Consider the following 19,924-nt stretch of genomic DNA (forward strand, 5'->3'; position numbering starts at 1 on the left):
TATGCTATCTATAGGTTTCCCAAAACACTATTTAGCTATGAAAAAGTATATTATATACGGCATAGGTTTCATGTTTAGTGCTTTTATGTATGCACAAGAAGTAGAAACTACCGTAGAAAAGGATACCACGCAACTCCAAGAGGTTATTTTGATTGGACAGCGCAAATTAAGTAATTATCGACAAGAGAAAACGTTGTCCAGTGTGGATGATTATTTAGAGAAATCGAATAAAATTACCATGATTAAACGTGGAAATTATGCCTGGGAGCCTACCATGAACAACATGACTAGCGAACGTTTGAACGTTACTATTGATGGGATGCAAATTTTTGGTGCCTGTACAGATAAAATGGACCCAATAACATCCTACGTTGATGTGTCTAATTTAGAAAAAGTAAACATAGGATCTGGGCAAGAAGGAACAGAAAATGGTCATGTTATTGGTGGTGGCATCGACTTACAGTTACCGCAATCTAAATATTATGATTTTGGTTTTAAAGGTAGTGCGGATTTAGGCTATGAAACCAACGGAAATTACCGAACAGCTGGTTTAGATTTAGAGTACTCAGGAAATAAATTTTATATTAATGCAGATGGTATTTATCGAAAATCTGATAATTATGCTGCCGGAAATAATCAAGAAGTTTTGTACTCGCAATTTGAAAAATACAATGTTTCGGTTCAAAGTGGTTATAAATTAAATGAAAAGCATACTATAGATGCTAATCTTATTTACGATAAAGCAACAGATGTTGGATATCCAGCATTACCTATGGATGTGTCTTTAGCCGAAGCTTTAATTACTTCTTTAACGCACACGTATAAAAACGATTCTACATTTGTGAAATCTTGGGAATCTAAACTATATTATAATACCATAACGCATATTATGGACGATTCCAAACGTCCAGATGTTCCAATTAGAATGGATATGCCAGGCTGGAGTGACACCTATGGGTTTTACAGTAAAGTAGGATTTAAAGAAAACAAACACGATTTCTTAATCAATTTAAACGGGTTTTATAATCGTTCTGTTGCCGAAATGACCATGTATCCAAATGACCCCAATCAACCAGCTATGTTTATGTACACGTGGCCCGATATTAGAACGTTATATTCAGGAGTTTTTGCCAAAGATGCTATTACATTAAGTGATAAATCAACATTGACAGCTTCCGCTAGATTTGGTTTTCATAATAATACCATTGCAGAGCAAGTAGGATTAGAAAGTTTACAAATTTTCTATCCAGATTTAACGGATAGTAAAAATCGGTTTTTAATGAGTATTTCTGCTGATTATAAGCTAAAAACTAAAACCTACGATGCTAGTTTTGGTCTTGGTTATGGTGAACGCGCACCTTCGGTTAGCGAAGGTTATGGTTTTTTCCTCTTTAACAGCTTTGACAATTATGATTATATAGGAAATCCAACATTAAATAATGAAAAGGCTATGGAAGTTAATGCTAAAGCAAATTATTATAAAAAACGCTTTCAAATAGGTGTCGAGGCATCTTATTTCTACATTATGGATTACATTATTGGCGAAATAGACCCAAACTTAAGTGCTATGACTATTGGTGCAGATGGTGTACGCGTTTATAATGCGTTATCTTATGCGTCTATCTTTGATGTATTTATAAATGCTAGTTATGATTTTACCGATAAACTATCGGGAAATGCAACCTTAGGCTACAATTATGGTTCTGGCAGTAATGGTGAAAATTTACCACTTATCAAGCCTTTTTCATATGTAGCGGAAATAGCCTATAATCTTACAACGTTTAATGTAGCCTTACAGTTGGAAGGAAATGGTGATCAAAGTCGTTATAGTAGTTATTATGGAGAGGACAATACATCAGCTTATGCTGTTTTAAACCTTAATTTAGGTAATATTTTATATGTGAAGAATAATAAAATGATTTTCAAGTATGGCGTAGAAAACATATTAGATGCTAATTATTCAACTTACGCGGACTGGAATAAGATTCCACGTCAAGGTCGAAATTTCTATGCAAATGTGTCGTATGTGTTTTAAAGGAATATACTAGATAATGGTGAAACAAAGTAAAAGCTTTCAATGTATATTGGAAGCTTTTTTAATGACAATCTATTTCACTTGACACATTTTCAACAATTGGAGCAGGCGAGAGGTAAGGTATGCCCAACCCTAAACCACGAAGAATAAATAACAACCCAATAATTACAACGAAAATCGGAATGGCTTTTTGAATACGCTGTTTAATGGTTGCATTTAAAAATTTTCCTAAATAGATAGCGGTGGTCATTAATGGAACAGTTCCAATTCCAAATAAGGACATATAAAGTGCGCCTTGAAAGGCATTCGCACTAGCTAAAGAGCCAAAAACGGCCATATAAACTAAACCACAAGGAAGAAAACCGTTAAGAAAACCAATAGTTAAAAACGTATCGGCTGTTTTCTTTTTAAGGGCAGCTCCCAAACCAGATTTAATTTTTGAAATGACTTTATGTAGCGGTTTCGAAAAGTTGTATTTATTGAATGTCTTATAAGGAATAAGAATGGCAACAATCATTAAAACTCCTATAATAATAGAGAGTTGTTGTTGGAGTCCAAAAATATATAAGCTTTTGCCAATAAGGCCAAAAACAAGTCCAATTAAACTATAAGCCAGAATACGCCCAAAATGATATAGAGTAATTTGCGTAACTTTTCGAGTGGAATTACTGCGGTCTACGGGTAGCATAAAGGCAATAGGTCCACACATACCAACGCAGTGAAAACTACCTAGTAAGCCCAATATAAGTGCTGACCATAACATGCTAGTATCTTATTTCTTTCTTGAAGCGATATGCATTTCCGTTATATTCCCAATCAATAATTAAATTCCAACGTCCACCTAATAATTTATCTTCCGGAATAAGCATGTTTTGAGTCGTTAAAGAAATGGGTACCTCAAAATCAAACTTCTTATTGGATGGTCTGTATAAAATTACATTTCCTGATATCTCTGAAGCATTTAAAGAATCTGGGAAGCTTATAAGAATACCTTCTTCACTTTGTGTTACACGTACATTTTGGGCTAATTTATTGCCCTTTTGCTCACGCGCCATATTACCTTCAACCTTTAATTCTTGTTGGTAGTAATCTTCGGTTACTAAATCGTGTTGATAGGTATCATCTACACTCATTTTAATTACAAAAAACATGATAAAGGCAATAAACCCTATCAATGCTAACACCATACCAGTACCCCAATTTATTTTCATAATAGACTCCGTAAAACGGTTTTTTTAATATTAATTGCAAGCTACACGTTTAATTATAACTTCGTGGACCTAGAAAGTTCACCGTTTCAGTTTCAATAAGGTCATCGTTGCTATATACTTCGATCATTAAACGGTTTTTATCGCCACTTAAATCTTTCTGATCGATTTCAATAAACAAAGTTCCTTGCACTAAACCTTGAGGTGGAACATTAAAGGTATCCGAATTAGAGACAACTTTAATCGTGCCTTCAAATTTTCTTAATTTAAAGTGAATATTTTCAATTTCTCTCGTTGTTTTATTTACTAGCTTATAAGTAAAAACATTACTAATAATAGTGCCTTCTTTATGTTCATATAATTGACCTGGAAGTCGTAATATATTGGCTTCAACTTCGTTACGCAGCAATAGCATACCAGACAAAAGTCCAACTAGAATTGTTAAAACAGCTATATAACCTTTTAATCTTGGTGTTAATTTAAATTTTTCTTTTTTCTCAATTTCATCTTCACTAGCATAGCGAATTAAACCTTTAGGAAGGTTAATACTTTCCATAATATGATCGCATTCATCAATACATGCTGTACAGTTAACGCACTCTAGCTGTGTACCGTTTCTAATATCGATACCTGTTGGGCAGACATGCACACATTGTAAACAATCAATACAATCACCATAACCTAATGCTTCACGATCTTCATTTTTTCGGAATTTCTTTCTACCATTTTCAGCTTCACCACGTTTATGGTCATAAGCAACAACTATGGATTTATTATCTAGCAACACACCTTGCAGGCGACCGTAAGGACAAGCAATAATACAAACTTGTTCTCTGAACCAGGCAAAAACAAAATAGAAAACAGCTGTAAAGATTAATAATGGAAATAAGGTTCCTAAATGTTCGGATGGTCCATCTGCTATATATCTTAAAAGCTTATCACTACCTATTAAATAAGCTAAAAATATGTTTGCAATTAAAAATGAAATAATTAAAAATATGAACCACTTAAGTAAACGTTTTTTTATTTTTTCAGCATTCCAAGGCTGTTTATCTAATTTGCGTTGTTTGTTTCTATCGCCATCTATCCAATATTCAATTCGTCTAAAAACCATTTCCATAAAAATGGTTTGTGGACAAATCCATCCACAAAAAATACGACCAAAACCTACGGTAAATAGGGCAATAAAAATAACACCTATTAACATAGATATTACAAATAGGTAGAAATCCTGTGGCCAAAAAGGAAATCCAAAAATATTAAAACGACGTTCTAAAATGTTAAACAATAAAAACTGATTTCCATTTATTTTTATAAAAGGAGCAGCAAATAGAAAGGCCAACAAAGCATAACTTACTATTTTACGCCATTCGTAATACCGACCACTAGGTTTTTTTGGATAAACCCATGCGCGTTTACCTTGGTCATCTAATGTGCCAATAGTATCTCTAAACGATTCGTTTTCTGGGCTTTCCACTGTTGTTTATTTTAGGTTATTGTTTTTATAGATAACAGAAATCACCAAACTATTTTAGTTCCATGATTTCTGTTAATTGTATTATTCTGCTGCATCGTCTTTCCAAATATCCCCTTCAGCTTCTTTTGGGTTAGCTGCTGTTGTACCTTGAAATGTTAACACATAACTTGATACTTGTGCCATTTCAAGAGGAGATAAACTCTGCTTCCATGCAATCATTCCTTTTCCGGCTCGACCACCTTCTGCAACCGTTTTAAATACATTTTTAATACCGCCGCCTAAAATCCAGTGTTCATCAGTCAGGTTTGGTCCAATACCACCACCACCATCAGCCATGTGGCAGGCCACACAGTTAACTTCAAATAGGGCTTGTCCAGCGCTTAAATCGGCTGCACCTGTTAAGACTTCTACTGTATTAGCATCGACTAAATTTTTTGCGGTTCGTTTATATTCTTCAATATCAATAGCTGCTTGGGCATATTCAGAATTCAATTCATCGTACTGGTTTTCACCATCAAAAACATGATATCTCACTAAATAAACCGCTGCAAATACAATAGAAGCATAAAAACTATAAATCCACCAAGGCGGTAAGTTGTTATCCAACTCTCTAATGCCATCATAATTATGATCTAATATAATGTCATGTTCCTCTTCCATTGGTTTGGAATCTAGTGATTTGGTGTATAGTTTTTTAAACCATATAACAAATTTAGATGTACTTTCTTTTTTAGCATCATATCGTGCTTTTGCCGCTTCGTCTAAACTCTGGTATAAAATATTACCCATTGAGCTCACAATAGCTTCAATCCCTATTAATAATATTAATACAAATATTAAAAATAGCATAACTAGTGGTTGTTCAATAAAGGCTGGTTGGCTACCAGATTCTATAAAGAATTCTGCTAGTCCAGCAATTAAGAAAAATATAATAGGTATCCTTATCCAAGCTGGAATTGATTGTCTCATAGTTCTTCGTGGTTTTGGTTGTTATCTAATGGTATATTGCTGACAGTTTCTATGTAATCTTTTTTTGCGGTTACAACCCACCAAAATAAGACTACAAAAAAGATGAAAAATATTAGCAAAGAGATAATCGGGTAAATCTCGATTCCCTCCATACTGTCCATGTGATTTTTTACAAACTTTAACATCGTTTATTTTATTAGATTATTCTTCGAAATCAGTTACATTAATATCTGTTCCTAATCGTTGCATGTATGCAATTACGGCTACAATTTCACGATTACGCATTTCAACAAAATCTTCGCCACCTGCAGCTTTTTCAGCCTCATACGTGGCTGCGAAATCAGGATCAGCATATAAATTCTGTTCAATTTTTGTTCCTTGCTCCAACATGTTTTCTTGTGCGTTGGCAATGTCCTCTTCTGTATATGGTACACCTAAAGTAACCATGGCTTCCATTTTATTTTCTGTAATGGACTTGTCTAATTTATTGGTAATAAACCATTTGTATGATGGCATAATAGAACCGGAAGAGGTACTTTGCGGATCATAGAAGTGATTAAAATGCCAATTGTCTGAATATTTTCCACCTATTCGATGTAAATCTGGACCTGTACGCTTACTTCCCCATAGGAATGGGTGGTCATAAACAAACTCTCCAGCTTTGGAGTAGTCACCATAGCGTTCTACTTCACTTCTAAATGGTCTTACCATTTGAGAGTGACAACCTACACAACCTTCACGGATGTATATATCACGACCTTCTAATTCCAAAGGAGTATATGGTTTCACGCTACTAATTGTAGGTATATTGGATTTAACCATAATGGTCGGTACTATTTGGACAATACCACCAATTAATATAGCAATGGTTGCATAAATTGTTAATCTAACTGGTTTTCTTTCTAACCAAGAGTGCCATCCTTCGCCACCCACACGGCTTTTAGAAACATTTTGCAAAGCTGGAGCTTCAGCTAATTCATCCGTAACTTTACTACCATTTTTAGCAGTAATAATAACGTTATAGACTAATACTAACATACCTGTTAGGTAAAGTGTACCTCCAATGGCACGCATCCAATACATAGGCATTATTTCAGTAACGGTTTCTAAAAAGTTACCATAAACTAAAGTCCCATCTGGGTTAAATTGCTTCCACATACTTGCTTGTGTAAATCCAGCAACATATAATGGTAAGGCATACATAATGATACCTAAAGTACCAATCCAGAAATGGAAATTAGCTAAACCAATGGAGTGTAATTTTGTTTTAAATAAGCGAGGTATTAACCAATAAATCATACCGAAAGCCAAGAATCCGTTCCAAGCTAATGCGCCTACGTGAACGTGCGCAATAATCCAGTCGGTAAAATGGCCAATGGCGTTTACATTTTTTAAAGACAGCATGGGGCCTTCAAAAGTTGCCATACCGTAACCCGTAATAGCCACCACCATAAATTTTAAAACAGGATCTGTACGTACTTTATCCCAAGCACCACGAAGCGTTAATAGTCCGTTAATCATTCCACCCCAAGATGGCATTAATAACATAACAGAAAACGCCACACCTAAATTTTGTGCCCATTCTGGAAGTGCTGTGTATAATAAGTGGTGGGGTCCAGCCCAGATATATATAAAAATTAATGACCAGAAGTGAATAATGGACAAACGATAAGAATATACAGGTCTGTTAGCCGCTTTAGGAACAAAATAATACATTAAACCTAAAAATGGTGTTGTCAAGAAAAATGCTACAGCATTATGTCCATACCACCATTGCACCAATGCATCCTGAACACCTGCGTATACAGAGTAACTTTTAAAAGCACTAACAGGCACTTCTAAACTGTTAAAAATATGAAGTACGGCAACTGTTACAAACGTCGCTATATAAAACCAAATAGCAACATATAAATGTCGTTGTCTACGCTTAATCATAGTTCCAATTAAATTGGCACCAAACACAACCCAAACTACAGCAATGGCAATATCAAAGGGCCATTCAAGCTCGGCATATTCTTTAGATGTTGAAAAGCCTAATGGTAATGTTATGGCCGCACCAACAATAATAAGTTGCCAACCCCAAAAGTTAATTTTACTTAAAACATCGCTATACATTCTCGCTTTTAAAAGTCGTTGTGTTGAGTAGTAAACACCGGCAAAAATGGCATTACCAACAAAAGCGAAAATTACTGCATTGGTGTGTAACGGTCTTAATCTACCAAAACTTAACCACGAAATTCCATCGGTTAAGTTGGGAAATAAAAACATAAATGCTAAAAGTAAGCCTACAAGCATACCTACAACTCCCCAAAACATGGTGGCATAGAGGAAATTTTTAACGACCTTGTTGTCGTAATAGAATTGTTGTACTTCCATAATTTTTAATTAGTCTTTTTGGTTTTAATAGTTTGTTTTTGGTTTTCTTTTACGAGTTCATCTTCAAATAGCATTCTGACAGATGGTGTATAATCATCATCAAATTGACCGCTTCTTACTGCCAAAACAAAAGCAATAAAAAAGCCAATGGCCACTACGATGCTGATACTCAATAATATGTATATAACACTCATACCTGATAGAAGTTATGGTTCAAAAATACTGTCTTAATATACTCAAAAATATGATAAAAATCATATTTGTTTATTTTTAATCATTCTAATTTCCTACCAATAACATTGGTTGCAACCGTAGTAAAAACCACAATACTTATAGAACTTAATGGCATTAAAATAGCGGCAATAACAGGCTCTAATTGTCCAGTAACCGCAAAGTACAACCCTATTATATTATATACAAATGAGAGGGCAAAACTCCACTTAATAATTTTTATAGCTTGTTTGGATGCTTTTATATATTGGTGTAATTGATTGAATTTGGATGCGTCTAAAATGGCGTCACAAGCAGGCGAAAAGACATTCACATTCTCTGAAATAGCTATGCCAACTTCGCTTTGTGCCAATGCACCAGCATCATTTAACCCGTCGCCAATCATGAGCACTTTAGCGCCTTCAGATTGATGATATTTAATATAATCCAATTTATCATCTGGTTTTTGATTAAATATCAATTTAGTTTTAGTGGGTAATAATTTTTTTAAGTTTTCCAATTCACCGGCATTATCCCCCGAAAGGATAACTAAATCATACTCATGTTTTAAGCTATTAAACAATTTGGATAATCCTTTTCTATAACTATTATAAAAGGTGTATTTTCCTTTGTATTGGTTGTTACTGTTAATATGAACTGTGGTATTCAGTATGGATTTATCTTGTTTGAAGCCAACAAAACTGGCGGAACCAATTTTCATCGTATCATTTTGATGTGTACTTTCAATACCTTGACCTAAATGTTCTTCAAAATGGTTTAATGTTATGATATCATGCTCATCTAAAATATCATAAAGTGTACGGCTCAACGGATGGTTTGAACCTCGCAAGGTATTCTTTAAAAGGATTTCCTCTGACGTGGATAATGCATCACCATCATAGGTGGCGGAACTTTGCTTATTGGAAGTAATAGTTCCTGTTTTATCGAAAATAATGGTATTTATAGCTACTAATTGTTCAATAACAGATGCGTTTTTGAGGTAGAATTTCAACTTGCCAAAAATCCGTAATAAATTTCCTAAGGTAAAAGGCGCGGAAAGGGCAATAGCACATGGACAAGCAATAATTAAAACAGCTGTAAAGACATTCATGGCTTTGGATGAATCTACAAGTAACCAATAGGTGGTTGCTATAAATGCAATACTTAAAACTGCAATTGTAAAACGCTTACTAATAGTATTAGTTAAGTTTGTAAAGCTGTCTTGTTTATTTTTATTAAAAACATCATTACTCCATAACTGTGTTAAATAACTTTGCTCCACAGATTTTAAAGCTTCCATTTCAATAACACCAGTGGTTTGTTTCCCTCCAGCGAAAAGTTTATCGCCAGAATTTTTAGTTATGGCATCAGACTCTCCTGTAACAAAACTATAATCAATTTTTGCTTTGCCATTTATTAAAATGCCATCAACCGGAATTAATTCTTGATTCCTAATAAGAAGGCGATCTCCTTTCTCAATATCATAAACTTGAATTGGTGTTTCTATACCATCCAAAATTTTTGTAATTGCAATAGGAAAATAGGATTTGTAATCTCTTTCAAAAGAAAGAAATGAATAAGTTTTTTGTTGAAAAAACCGGCCTAGCAATAGGAAAAATACCAATCCTGTTAAGCTGTCAAAAAATCCAGAACCGATATCTAATATAATTTCAACGGTACTTCTTATGAATAATACCGCCAGACCTAGTGCTATGGGAACATCAATATTTAAAAGTACAGAGCGCAGTCCTTTATAAGCTGATGTAAAATAATCGCGCCCAGCATAAAAAACAACAGGCAATGAAAACGCAAACATAAGCCACCTAAAAACGTGTTTATATTGCTCTAGCCAAAATTCGCCCACTTCAAAATACTCTGGAAATGATAAAAACATAACGTTTCCAAAAGAAAACCCCGCAATACCGAGCTTGTAAATTAGCGAACGATTAATATTTTCCTTACCCGTTTTGAAATCATTTAAGGAAATATAGGGTTCGTACCCAATAGCACTTAAAAGCAAAACCACCTCTTTTAAAGAAAAATTTTCGGTATTATATGTTATACGAACATTCTTTTTGCCAAAATTAACTTGAGAAGCTGTAATGTTATTATTGAGTTTGTTTAGGTTTTCTAATATCCAAATACACGAACTACAATGTATATGCGGAATATACAAGGTGACAATTTGAATACGTCCATCATTAAATTCCGTGAGTTTTTCAATAATGTTTTCTTTTGATAAAAAGTCATATTTGCCCTGAATTTCTTTCGGTGCAGAACCTGGTGATGCTTGTAAGTCGTAATAACAGGTTAAGTCGTTTTCTGAAAAAATTTCATAAACCGTTTTACAGCCATTACAACAAAATAATTTTTCGTCGTAAGTGATTTGTTCTGAATCGCATATATCACCACAGTGGAAACATTTGTGTTGTTCCATAAAATTTGCCCATTTATACCTTTTGCAAAGGTAAAATATAAGCATTGATTTAATATGATTTTTGTCATGTATTGTGTATTTTTGATGTTAACTTATTTTAGGCTGATATGAGTAAATGTGAATCCTGTATTGCAAAACAATTAAATTCTTTAAATGCTATGACTACTGAAGAATTGCGAAAAGTATCAGCTTGTAAAACAACACGTTTTTACAAAAAAGGTGATATTATTTTTGATGAAGGCGAATCCCTTCATGGCGTTTATTGTGTTCGTAGTGGTGTTTGCAAGCTAACCAAATTAAGTGCTAATGGTAAAGATCATACCGTAAAACTACTCGGAAAAGGGGAACTTCTAGGGCAACGTTCTATTATTAGTGATGAGCGGACCAATTTAAGTGCTGTGGCTTTAAATGATATTGAACTGTGTTTTGTGCCGAAAGATCAAATAATTACGCCTTTACACGAAAATCAAAATTTTTCATTTGATGTATTGCAGAATTTAGCAAAAGATTTGCGAAGTGCAGAAGACGACCTAATTAATATGGCTCAAAAATCCGTGAAGCAACGTATGGCGGAAACATTAATTTATATTCAACATGTTTTTGGTGTGGATTCGTCTGGAGCATTAAATGTTATATTATCACGTGAAGATTATGCTAGTATTGTAGGTACAGCAACGGAATCTGCCATTCGAATTTTATCACAGTTTAAAAAGGAAAAATTGATTGCCACATCTGGTAAACATATAACGATTACAGATATTGAAGGCTTAAAACGTGTGGATTAAAAAAATGCTTCAATCGTTTTAGATTAAAGCATTTTTAGCATTCTTACCTTCATTATATTAATTTCTTTAAAACATTTTAACAGGTTTAAAAGGATTGAGTTGTAGTTTTTCCATTTCAGATTGATAGGTTCTCCAAGATTCTTTATAGAAAGCATTTGTTTTATTAATAGCTTCGTTAAAGGCATCTTCTGCGTGTTTTATCAAGGTGTCTTCAGTAGTTGTTATCCCATTTTTACGAGATCTAGAATACCAACCTGCTGTTCCTAATCTACTACTTACGGGAATATCATCTGAATTCGTAATACCTTGACGCTTATCTGGTTTTCCTAAATATAGGTTAATAAGTTCATCTGCCTGTTCAGAAACCTCTTTAGACTCTTTTATGGCATCCTTGTATTTTTCTTTATTTAATTTTTTTAAATCTGATGCATATTTATCGGCAATCTGCTTGCTTTCAACAAGCTGTTTTACAGCATTTGCCATTTTCTCTTGGAGCACTTCTAAACGTTTGGCTGTATTATAAATGGCATCTATATTAGCTTGTGTTGCATTTAATCGCGGATCTGATTTAACTTCAATATTTTTTTCAGACGTTTCCGTTCCATAAGTCATGACCACACGGTATGTTCCAGGCTTAACCGAAACACCACCCGATTCGCTTGTTTGTTTTCTAATGGATCTGGATGCACGCGGAACACCAGCTTCATCCATATACCACGTCCATTTATGAACTCCTGTTTCTTTAGGTGTTTTACGTTTTAAGGTTCTAATCAGCCTGTCACCATCATATAACTGTAAGGTGATGGTGTCCTTGGTGGCCATAGATTTCTCTTCGACTTCTGAAGTATCTTCGTCATCAAGTGTAACTTCTGTCTGATCTTCTGCTTCAGATGATTCTTTTAGTTTTTGTTCTTTATGTTCTTTCGCTTTAATTGAATCTACTTTCACGAAATAGGAGAGTTCAGCACCATAACTGCGATTTACACCATGATACGTAGCATCTGCTCCAAAACGACTTCCGGTTGGTTGTTGGTAAGTGGCTTGATAGGCAATTGGAGGACTAAACAATTCTAAATCTGCGTTGAGCATTTGCTTGTTTTTTGCCATGGCTCGTAAGGGTCTAATATCATCCAAAACCCATGCTGCACGACCAAAGGTACCAATTACTAAATCGTGTTCTCTTGGTTGAATCACTAAATCCTTAACCGATACTGTTGGGAAACCTTCGGTCCATTTTGTCCATTTGTTTCCAGCGTCTATAGATATATATAAACCATCATCTGTTCCTAAAAATAGTAAATTGGGTTCTTCTAAATCTTCAATAATTGACAGTGTGTAGCTTTCTACATCGTCTGCATTAACAATACGCGTCCACGTTTTCCCGTAATTAGTAGTTCTATAAGCATAAGGCTCATAGTTAAAACGTCTGTAATCATTCGCAATCAATAACGCTTCACCTTTATTCTTATTCGATGCTTTAATTTGTGGAATCCAGCTACCAGCTGGTAACCCTTTGATGTTTTTGGATACGTCAGACCAGGTTTCGCCACCATTTTGGGTTATGTGAACACGACCATCATCGGTGCTAACCCAAAGCATGTTGCTTTCAATAGGTGAGGGTTCTATTACCAAAATGGTACAATGGTTTTCAGCTCCAGTAGCATCCATGGTTAAACCACCACTTTCATTTTGTTTGAGTTTTTCAGGATCGTTGGTTGTTAAATCGTCTGAAATAATAGTCCAAGTTTCGCCTTTGTCAGTTGATTTATGGACAAATTGACTGCCAAAATAAATGGTGCTATTATTAAAGGGATCTATGTTAATTGCTGAATTCCAATTGAAACGTAATTTTACATTCGGATCTGGATGGATGGGTTTTACCGTGTAATTACTTCCAGTTTCCCAATCATACCGACTTACGGAACCTTCTTGACTCATAGTCCAACCGTAACGCGAATCGTCTTTGTCTGGCACCACATCAAAACCATCACCAAAACTAATTTCTTGCCAATAACTATTTCTAATGCCTTGTGCACGCCAAACATAAGCTGGTCCACGCCAAGAACCATTGTCTTGCATCCCTCCATATACGTTATAAGGAAAATCATTATCAACATTTATATGATAAAATTGAGCAACGGGAAGATTTCCTATAAAACGCCAAGTGTCACCACCATCATGGGTAATATTCAAGCCACCGTCGTTACCATCAATCATAAAACTACCATCTTCAGGGTGCATCCACCAAGCATGATGATCTGGATGAACTCCATTATCTACACCATACGTAGGCATGAGTCTTTGAAAGCTTTTTCCACCATCCTGACTGACATTTACATAGGTAAAAACCGAATACACGCGATTTTCATTCTGCGGATCCACATATATTTCAGAATAATAGAATGGTCTATCGCCAATATCATTTTTGTCATTAATTTTGCGCCATGTAAAGCCGCCATCTTCACTTTTGTAAAGTGCATTTTTTTTGGCCTCAACCAAAGCATAAATAACATCTGGTTTACTTGGCGCAATGGCAACACCTATCCTTCCTAAATTCCCGGAAGGAAATCCTTCATCTTCGGTTATTTTTTTCCACGTATCACCACCATCAAAGGTAATGTGCATGCCCGAACCTTCACCTCCTGAATTAAAAAACCAAGGATCGCGTTTGTGTTCCCACATGGCAGCAATTAATTTGTTAGGATTGGTTGGATCCATAATTAAATCGGCAGCACCCGTTTTATTATTGGCAAAGAGAATGTTTTTCCATGTTTTTCCACCATCCGTCGTTTTATAAACTCCGCGTTCTGGATGTTCACCCCAAGGTGAGCCAATGGCAGCGGCATAAACCACATTCGGATTTGTTGGGTCAATAACCACACGATGAATATGTCGTGTTTTCTCTAAACCCATAGCTTGCCAGTTTTTGCCACCATCCAAAGATTTGTAAATTCCATACCCACCATTTAAACTGTTTCTAGGATTCCCTTCACCAGTACCAACCCAAATAACACTCGGGTTTGATTGCTGAATAGCAACCGCACCAATAGATGCTGTAACTTCATGATCGAAAATAGGATCCCACTTTATGCCACCTGAAGTCGATTTCCATAAACCGCCGGAGGCCGTACCAACAAACATTATGTTTGGATTGGAATGAACAACATCAATAGCAGTTACACGGCCAGACATGCCACCAGGACCAATATTTCTGGGTTTCATGTTTTTTACTAAATCGAGGTTGAAATCTTGCGTAAACCCTGAAATTGATATAAATAGGAATAATAGAAGAAATCGTTTTTTCATAAGTGGTGGTTTAGTTTGCCTTAAAGTTAAGCAAGAAAACTTAAATAGATGTTAAGGCCCTAATTTTTGAGTGAAAATTGTCGTAATTTTATGATGCATGAAAAAAGAAAATACACACAGAAAAGGCTTCGTATTTACACAATATGAATCGCCTTCACAAAGTCCGTTTGAGAAACTTTTTGATATTTTTAAAGAGCTGATTACCCATACATCGGGTGATTTTGATGAAGCAATAGATTGGTTAAAACAATTGGATGAAGAATACAAGTTAACAACGCCCGATTACACCATTGAAGACTTTATTGAAGATTTAAAAGCGAAAGGCTACATTCGTGAGGAAATTCGTCCGGATGGTAAAAAAGGGACTGCCATTACCGCAAAAACGGAACGCGCCATTCGGCAATCTGCTTTAGCCCAAATTTTTGGTAATTTAAAAAAGAGTGGAAGCGGTAATCATAAAAGTAAAGGTCTTGGAATAGGAGATGAGCATACAGGAGATTTTAGAAATTACCAGTTTGGTGATGGCGTGGATAAAGTGAATATTACGGAAAGTCTTCGGAATGCCCAAATTAATAATGGGTTAGGAAATTTTAATTTAACAGAAGAAGATTTAGTGGTTGAAGAAACCACACATAAATCGCAAATGAGTACTATTTTAATGATAGACATTAGCCATAGTATGATTCTGTATGGTGAGGATCGGATTACGCCAGCCAAAAAAGTTGCCATGGCATTGGCAGAATTAATTACCACACGCTATCCAAAAGATACACTTGATATTTTGGTTTTTGGAAACGATGCGTGGCCAATTAAAATTAAGGATTTACCGTATTTAACTGTGGGACCTTATCATACCAATACAGTGGCAGGATTGCAATTGGCTATGGATTTATTACGACGAAAACGAAATACGAACAAGCAAATATTTATGATTACAGACGGCAAACCCAGTTGCTTAAAGTTACCAGATGGCACTTATTATAAAGATAGTAATGGTTTAAATCCACACATTACTAATAAATGTTATGCTATGGCGCAACAAGCCAGAAAATTACATATTCCCATTACTACGTTTATGATTGCTCAAGATCCCTATTTAATGCAGTTTGTTGAAGAATTTACAAAAGCAAATCAAGGGAAAGCATTTTATACAGGCTTAAAAGGTTTAGGCGAAATGATTTTTGAAGATTATGAAAGTAATAGAAAGAAACGAATTAAGGGATAATTAAAAGACAAAAAACGAAAAGAGAAAGCATTATTAAATTTAAATAGTGTCTTCTTTCTCTAATCTAAACAAAGAAATATGAAAATAGAAAACATAAGTACATTAGGCGCATTAAAAAAATCAGGTTATACATCGCGATCCATAAAAGATGAATTACGAGACAATTTAATTGAAAAAATTAAACGTAAGAAGCCCATTTTTACAGGAATTCATGGGTATGAAAATACAGTTATCCCCGAATTACAACGTGCTATTTTATCACGACACAATATTAACCTATTAGGACTCCGTGGACAAGCAAAAACCCGTTTAGCGCGTTTAATGCTCACTTTGTTAGATGAATATATTCCCGTTGTTGAAGGTTCTGAAATAAATGATGATCCGTTGAATCCAATTTCCCGATACGCCAAAGAATTAATTAATGAAAAAGGTGATAACACCCCAATTTCTTGGATGCATAGAAGTGAGCGTTTTGCCGAAAAATTAGCGACACCTGATGTTACGGTAGCCGATATTATTGGTGATGTAGATCCTATAAAAGCAGCCAATTTAAAGTTGAGTTATGCTGATGATCGTGTCATTCATTATGGGATGATTCCACGTGCAAATCGCTGTATTTTTGTTATTAATGAGTTGCCAGATTTACAAGCTAGAATACAAGTAGCCTTATTTAATATTTTGCAGGAAGGCGATATTCAAATTCGTGGATTTAAATTGCGATTACCTTTAGATATGCAGTTCGTTTTTACCGCAAATCCTGAAGATTATACCAATCGGGGTAGCATTATTACACCATTGAAAGATAGAATTGGTTCTCAAATATTAACACACTATCCAGATGATATTGAAACGGCTAAACGGATTACACAGCAAGAAGCTAAATCCGATTATCGCCAAAAAGAAAATATTCATGTACCAGAATTGGCTAAAGATTTATTAGAACAAATAGTTTTTGAAGCCCGTGAAAGCGATTTTATTGATGAAAAAAGTGGCGTAAGTGCCAGATTAAGCATCACCGCTTTTGAGAATTTATTGAGTACTGCCGAATTGCGTGCCTTGAAAGCAGGCGATGCTAAAACAACGGTACGTTTATCTGATTTTCTTGGCATTATTCCTGCCATTACAGGAAAAGTAGAATTGGTTTACGAAGGCGAACAGGAAGGCGCAGCCCAAGTGGCTTATAATTTAATTGGTGACGCCGTTAAAAGTTTATTTCCCGAGTTTTTTCCGAAGATAGAAAAACTCCGAAAACAAAATGAAGAAAGCCCGTATGATCCTATTGTATCTTGGTTTTTTAATAACACGGATGAATTTGAATTGCTAGACGATTTACGGGATAAGGCGTATAAATCATTATTAGAATCCGTATCGCCTTTAGATGATTTATTAGGTGAACACCAACCAAAACTTTCCAAAAAAGAAAGTTATTTCGTGAAAGAATTTGTGCTTTGGGCTTTAGTGGAACATAAATTATTGAGCAAATACCGCTTTACAGAAGGACTACAGTTTAAAGATCCCTATGGTAGTTTCATTAGTGATTTATAAACATAGCAATTATACTAAAATGAAAAAGCGGTCAATTTGATCGTTTTTTCATTTTAATCTGTTTCGGTTTTAGCCACAACCAAAATCCCGTAAAAGCTAATAACATCAAGCCAAATGAGCTAATGGTTGAATAAAATAATTTTATAGGTTTGGACTGATTTCCAAAAAGATAATCAAGAATGGAACCATCATGAATCATTTCAATAATATCAGCCGTTCGAGTTTTGTCTGAAAGAATAGCACCCGAATAACAATCAATTTGAATTTCAGTGAAATGGGTTTCAAAGCGTATTTTGGCAATGCCTTTAGAGGGTCTGTAATCAATCCGGTTTATTTCAGATGGTAAGTTCTGTAAGTTTACATAATTGATGGCAATAGCTTGAATACTATCCAAACTAATCAATTCCAATTGTTGATTAATAGCTTTTTGAGACTTTGGTTTTAGTTGTAACTCATCTTTCCAAGTAAGGAGTAGGCCTGTAGCTCCAAGAATAAACATAAATACAACCAAAGGCATAGCAATAAAGCGGTGCATTTTACGATACCATCGTGATTGTTTTGCTAATTTTTTACGTTTTTCTTTCAAGTTTAGCAGTTATGGGACATGCGAAAATAAGTTATTGTTTGCTTCTTTCTCTTAAAGCTATGTTAACGCAAATTCAACAAAATTCTATAATTTAGAAACTTGCACGTAAAAATCGTTATCAACTATCAATTTTTCATCTGAAATAGGCGTTGTTTTCCATTCGGTAGTTGGATAAAGCCACTGATCTTTATTATTAAAAGTTACTTGGATAGGCATATCAAAATCAGCAACAACATGGTTCCATCGGTATTTTAAACTACCATTGCTAATACTATATTCCAAGTTAGGAATATGTGACTGACGTAAATATTGATTAAAAAATGCAGTTAAATCTATTCCAGATTGTTCTGAAATATAATCTTCAATCTGTTTTGTAGTAACGGTTTGATGGTAAAACGTTTTGTTTAATCCACGTAAAATATGGCGCCATTTTTCGTCATCAGCAACTAATTGTCGCAAGGTGTGCAACATATTGGCTCCTTTGTAATACATATCACCAGAGCCTTCTTTATTTATATTGTAAGTTCCAATTAAAGGTCTATCATTTTGAATACGTTTTCGGGTACCAATAACATAATCGGCAGAGGCTTCTTTGCCATAAAAATAATCGACAAATAAATTTTCAGAATAGGAGGTAAACCCCTCGTGAATCCACATATCAGCAATATCTTTATTCGTGATATTATTAGCGAACCATTCGTGTCCAGCCTCATGAATAATGATAAAATCGAATTTTAAGCCCCAACCGGATTCCGATAAATCGTTTCCTAAATAACCCATTTTATAGTGATTCCCATAGGTTACAGAACTTTGGTGCTCCATGCCTAAATACGGAACTTCCACTAATTTAAAACCATCCTCATAAAATGGATATGGTCCAAACCAATGTTCAAAGGCTTCCATCATGCGTGGTGCATCTTTAAAATGTGTTTTTGCTTTTTCTAAATTATCACGGAGTACATAATAATCCATATCCAAAGGCCCATTTTCACCTGAATAAACTTCGGAAAAATGTACATAATCACCAATATTTACATTCACACCATAATTATTAATCGGATTTTTTACAGCCCAATTATATGTTGTAGTTGATTTATTTTGAACAATACTCTGTAAACGACCGTTAGAGACATTCATTAGTCCTTTTGGTACAGTTACACTAATATCCATGCTATCCACCTCGTCATACATGTGGTCCTTGTTCGGCCACCAAATACTAGCGCCTAGACCTTGACAAGATGTGGCTACAAAATGATTGCCGTTAGTATCTTTTTTCCATGAAAAACCACCATCCCACGGTGCACGAATGGCTTCTTTCGGATGGCCTTCGTAGTGTATTTCAATAGCATTGTTGGAACCAAGAATTTGTTTATCAATCAATCCGATAAAATAGGCATTGCCATCACGTGATGCTTTCAATTCTTTACCATTTTGTGTGACCTTGGTTATATATAAAGGTTCTTGTAAATCGATTTGAATAACGGCATACGGTTTTAAAACGGTGTATTTAACCGTGTTTTTTCCTTTAATAAATTTGGTGTCTGGATCTACAGAAATATCTAAATGATAATAGGTTAAATCCCACCATTCGCGTTCTGGTGTAATGGAACCACGAAGCGTGTCTTGATGCGTAAAGGTGTTTTTTTCTTGGAGTAAACCTTGACTGAATAATGTAAATGGGATTAATACTATGGCTAAAAAGTATATGGATGTTTTCATTATGAAAAATTTTCAATAAAAATACATAAAAAGAAAAGCCGTTCCG

Annotated in this window: 15 protein-coding genes; 4 read left to right on the plus strand and 11 right to left on the minus strand. The window is 34.9% G+C overall.

Annotation, left to right across the window (positions count from 1 at the left end; genetic code table 11):
* Positions 1-37: 37 nt before the first annotated feature.
* A complete protein-coding gene (locus ACFPH8_RS09925) occupies positions 38-2,035 on the plus strand; it encodes a TonB-copper family protein (protein WP_376860566.1) in 1,998 nt (665 codons plus the stop codon).
* Between the two features lie 61 nt (positions 2,036-2,096).
* On the opposite strand, the gene ACFPH8_RS09930 is transcribed toward ACFPH8_RS09925, so the two are convergent.
* The 8 genes from ACFPH8_RS09930 to ACFPH8_RS09965 all read right to left on the minus strand — a co-directional run bounded on the left by ACFPH8_RS09930 (position 2,097) and on the right by ACFPH8_RS09965 (position 10,712).
* Positions 2,097-2,798 carry a sulfite exporter TauE/SafE family protein gene (locus ACFPH8_RS09930; protein ID WP_248400505.1) on the minus strand — a complete coding sequence of 234 codons (702 nt, stop codon included), beginning with the start codon at positions 2,796-2,798 and terminating at the stop codon, positions 2,097-2,099.
* Between the two features lies 1 nt (position 2,799).
* Complete coding sequence (locus tag ACFPH8_RS09935; protein ID WP_376860568.1) at positions 2,800-3,246, minus strand: FixH family protein; 447 nt, start codon at positions 3,244-3,246, stop codon at positions 2,800-2,802.
* 49 nt (positions 3,247-3,295) lie between these two features.
* Positions 3,296-4,720 carry a cytochrome c oxidase accessory protein CcoG gene (gene ccoG, locus ACFPH8_RS09940; protein WP_376860570.1) on the minus strand — a complete coding sequence of 475 codons (1,425 nt, stop codon included), beginning with the start codon at positions 4,718-4,720 and terminating at the stop codon, positions 3,296-3,298.
* An 81-nt stretch (positions 4,721-4,801) separates the two neighbouring features.
* Positions 4,802-5,689: a cbb3-type cytochrome c oxidase N-terminal domain-containing protein gene (locus ACFPH8_RS09945; RefSeq protein WP_376860572.1), complete on the minus strand. Its 888-nt coding sequence runs from the start codon at positions 5,687-5,689 to the stop codon at positions 4,802-4,804.
* The gene (locus tag ACFPH8_RS09950; RefSeq protein ID WP_066252170.1) at positions 5,686-5,874 is read right to left on the minus strand and encodes a cytochrome C oxidase subunit IV; all 189 of its coding nucleotides are present in this window, start codon (positions 5,872-5,874) and stop codon (positions 5,686-5,688) included. The genes ACFPH8_RS09945 and ACFPH8_RS09950 overlap by 4 nt, the downstream gene beginning before the upstream one ends.
* 16 nt (positions 5,875-5,890) lie before the next feature.
* On the minus strand, positions 5,891-8,065 hold the full coding sequence (ccoN, locus tag ACFPH8_RS09955) for a cytochrome-c oxidase, cbb3-type subunit I (RefSeq protein WP_376860574.1): 2,175 nt from the start codon (positions 8,063-8,065) through the stop codon (positions 5,891-5,893).
* A 5-nt stretch (positions 8,066-8,070) separates the two neighbouring features.
* A complete protein-coding gene (gene ccoS, locus ACFPH8_RS09960; RefSeq protein WP_066252177.1) occupies positions 8,071-8,259 on the minus strand; it encodes a cbb3-type cytochrome oxidase assembly protein CcoS in 189 nt (62 codons plus the stop codon).
* Between the two features lie 80 nt (positions 8,260-8,339).
* On the minus strand, positions 8,340-10,712 hold the full coding sequence (locus ACFPH8_RS09965) for a heavy metal translocating P-type ATPase (RefSeq protein WP_376860576.1): 2,373 nt from the start codon (positions 10,710-10,712) through the stop codon (positions 8,340-8,342).
* A gap of 107 nt (positions 10,713-10,819) precedes the next feature.
* On the opposite strand from ACFPH8_RS09965, the gene ACFPH8_RS09970 reads away from it, so the two are divergent.
* Positions 10,820-11,497, plus strand: a complete 678-nt coding sequence (locus ACFPH8_RS09970; RefSeq protein WP_248400495.1) for a Crp/Fnr family transcriptional regulator — start codon at positions 10,820-10,822, stop codon at positions 11,495-11,497.
* 66 nt (positions 11,498-11,563) lie between these two features.
* On the opposite strand, the gene ACFPH8_RS09975 is transcribed toward ACFPH8_RS09970, so the two are convergent.
* Complete coding sequence (locus ACFPH8_RS09975; protein ID WP_376860579.1) at positions 11,564-14,803, minus strand: WD40/YVTN/BNR-like repeat-containing protein; 3,240 nt, start codon at positions 14,801-14,803, stop codon at positions 11,564-11,566.
* A 97-nt stretch (positions 14,804-14,900) separates the two neighbouring features.
* On the opposite strand from ACFPH8_RS09975, the gene ACFPH8_RS09980 reads away from it, so the two are divergent.
* Both ACFPH8_RS09980 and ACFPH8_RS09985 read left to right on the plus strand, forming a co-directional pair.
* Positions 14,901-16,028, plus strand: a complete 1,128-nt coding sequence (locus ACFPH8_RS09980; protein ID WP_376860581.1) for a vWA domain-containing protein — start codon at positions 14,901-14,903, stop codon at positions 16,026-16,028.
* A 78-nt stretch (positions 16,029-16,106) separates the two neighbouring features.
* Positions 16,107-17,573 (plus strand): MoxR family ATPase, encoded by a 1,467-nt coding sequence (locus tag ACFPH8_RS09985; RefSeq protein ID WP_376860583.1) that lies wholly within the window; start codon positions 16,107-16,109, stop codon positions 17,571-17,573.
* Positions 17,574-17,604: 31 nt separating this feature from the next.
* Here the strand turns inward: ACFPH8_RS09985 and ACFPH8_RS09990 are convergent, their stop codons facing one another.
* Both ACFPH8_RS09990 and ACFPH8_RS09995 read right to left on the minus strand, forming a co-directional pair.
* Positions 17,605-18,159, minus strand: coding sequence for a PepSY domain-containing protein (locus ACFPH8_RS09990; protein ID WP_376860585.1), 555 nt, complete (start codon positions 18,157-18,159; stop codon positions 17,605-17,607).
* A gap of 84 nt (positions 18,160-18,243) precedes the next feature.
* Entirely contained in the window at positions 18,244-19,878 is a 1,635-nt protein-coding gene (locus tag ACFPH8_RS09995) for a M1 family metallopeptidase (protein ID WP_376860587.1), read from the minus strand.
* Positions 19,879-19,924 lie beyond the last annotated feature (46 nt).

It is taken from the genome of Bizionia hallyeonensis, from assembly GCF_042657385.1.
Taxonomy (GTDB): Bacteria; Bacteroidota; Bacteroidia; order Flavobacteriales; family Flavobacteriaceae; genus Algorimicrobium; species Algorimicrobium hallyeonense.

Coding starts and splice junctions, on each gene's coding strand:
- ACFPH8_RS09985 (WP_376860583.1), top strand. CDS start 16,107: ATGAAAATAGAAAACATAAGTACATTAGGCGCATTAAAAAAATCAGGT.
- ccoS (WP_066252177.1), bottom strand. CDS start 8,259: ATGAGTGTTATATACATATTATTGAGTATCAGCATCGTAGTGGCCATT.
- ACFPH8_RS09945 (WP_376860572.1), bottom strand. CDS start 5,689: ATGAGACAATCAATTCCAGCTTGGATAAGGATACCTATTATATTTTTC.
- ACFPH8_RS09925 (WP_376860566.1), top strand. CDS start 38: ATGAAAAAGTATATTATATACGGCATAGGTTTCATGTTTAGTGCTTTT.
- ACFPH8_RS09930 (WP_248400505.1), bottom strand. CDS start 2,798: ATGTTATGGTCAGCACTTATATTGGGCTTACTAGGTAGTTTTCACTGC.
- ACFPH8_RS09995 (WP_376860587.1), bottom strand. CDS start 19,878: ATGAAAACATCCATATACTTTTTAGCCATAGTATTAATCCCATTTACA.
- ACFPH8_RS09950 (WP_066252170.1), bottom strand. CDS start 5,874: ATGTTAAAGTTTGTAAAAAATCACATGGACAGTATGGAGGGAATCGAG.
- ACFPH8_RS09975 (WP_376860579.1), bottom strand. CDS start 14,803: ATGAAAAAACGATTTCTTCTATTATTCCTATTTATATCAATTTCAGGG.
- ACFPH8_RS09970 (WP_248400495.1), top strand. CDS start 10,820: ATGAGTAAATGTGAATCCTGTATTGCAAAACAATTAAATTCTTTAAAT.
- ACFPH8_RS09965 (WP_376860576.1), bottom strand. CDS start 10,712: ATGGAACAACACAAATGTTTCCACTGTGGTGATATATGCGATTCAGAA.
- ACFPH8_RS09980 (WP_376860581.1), top strand. CDS start 14,901: ATGAAAAAAGAAAATACACACAGAAAAGGCTTCGTATTTACACAATAT.
- ACFPH8_RS09935 (WP_376860568.1), bottom strand. CDS start 3,246: ATGAAAATAAATTGGGGTACTGGTATGGTGTTAGCATTGATAGGGTTT.
- ccoN (WP_376860574.1), bottom strand. CDS start 8,065: ATGGAAGTACAACAATTCTATTACGACAACAAGGTCGTTAAAAATTTC.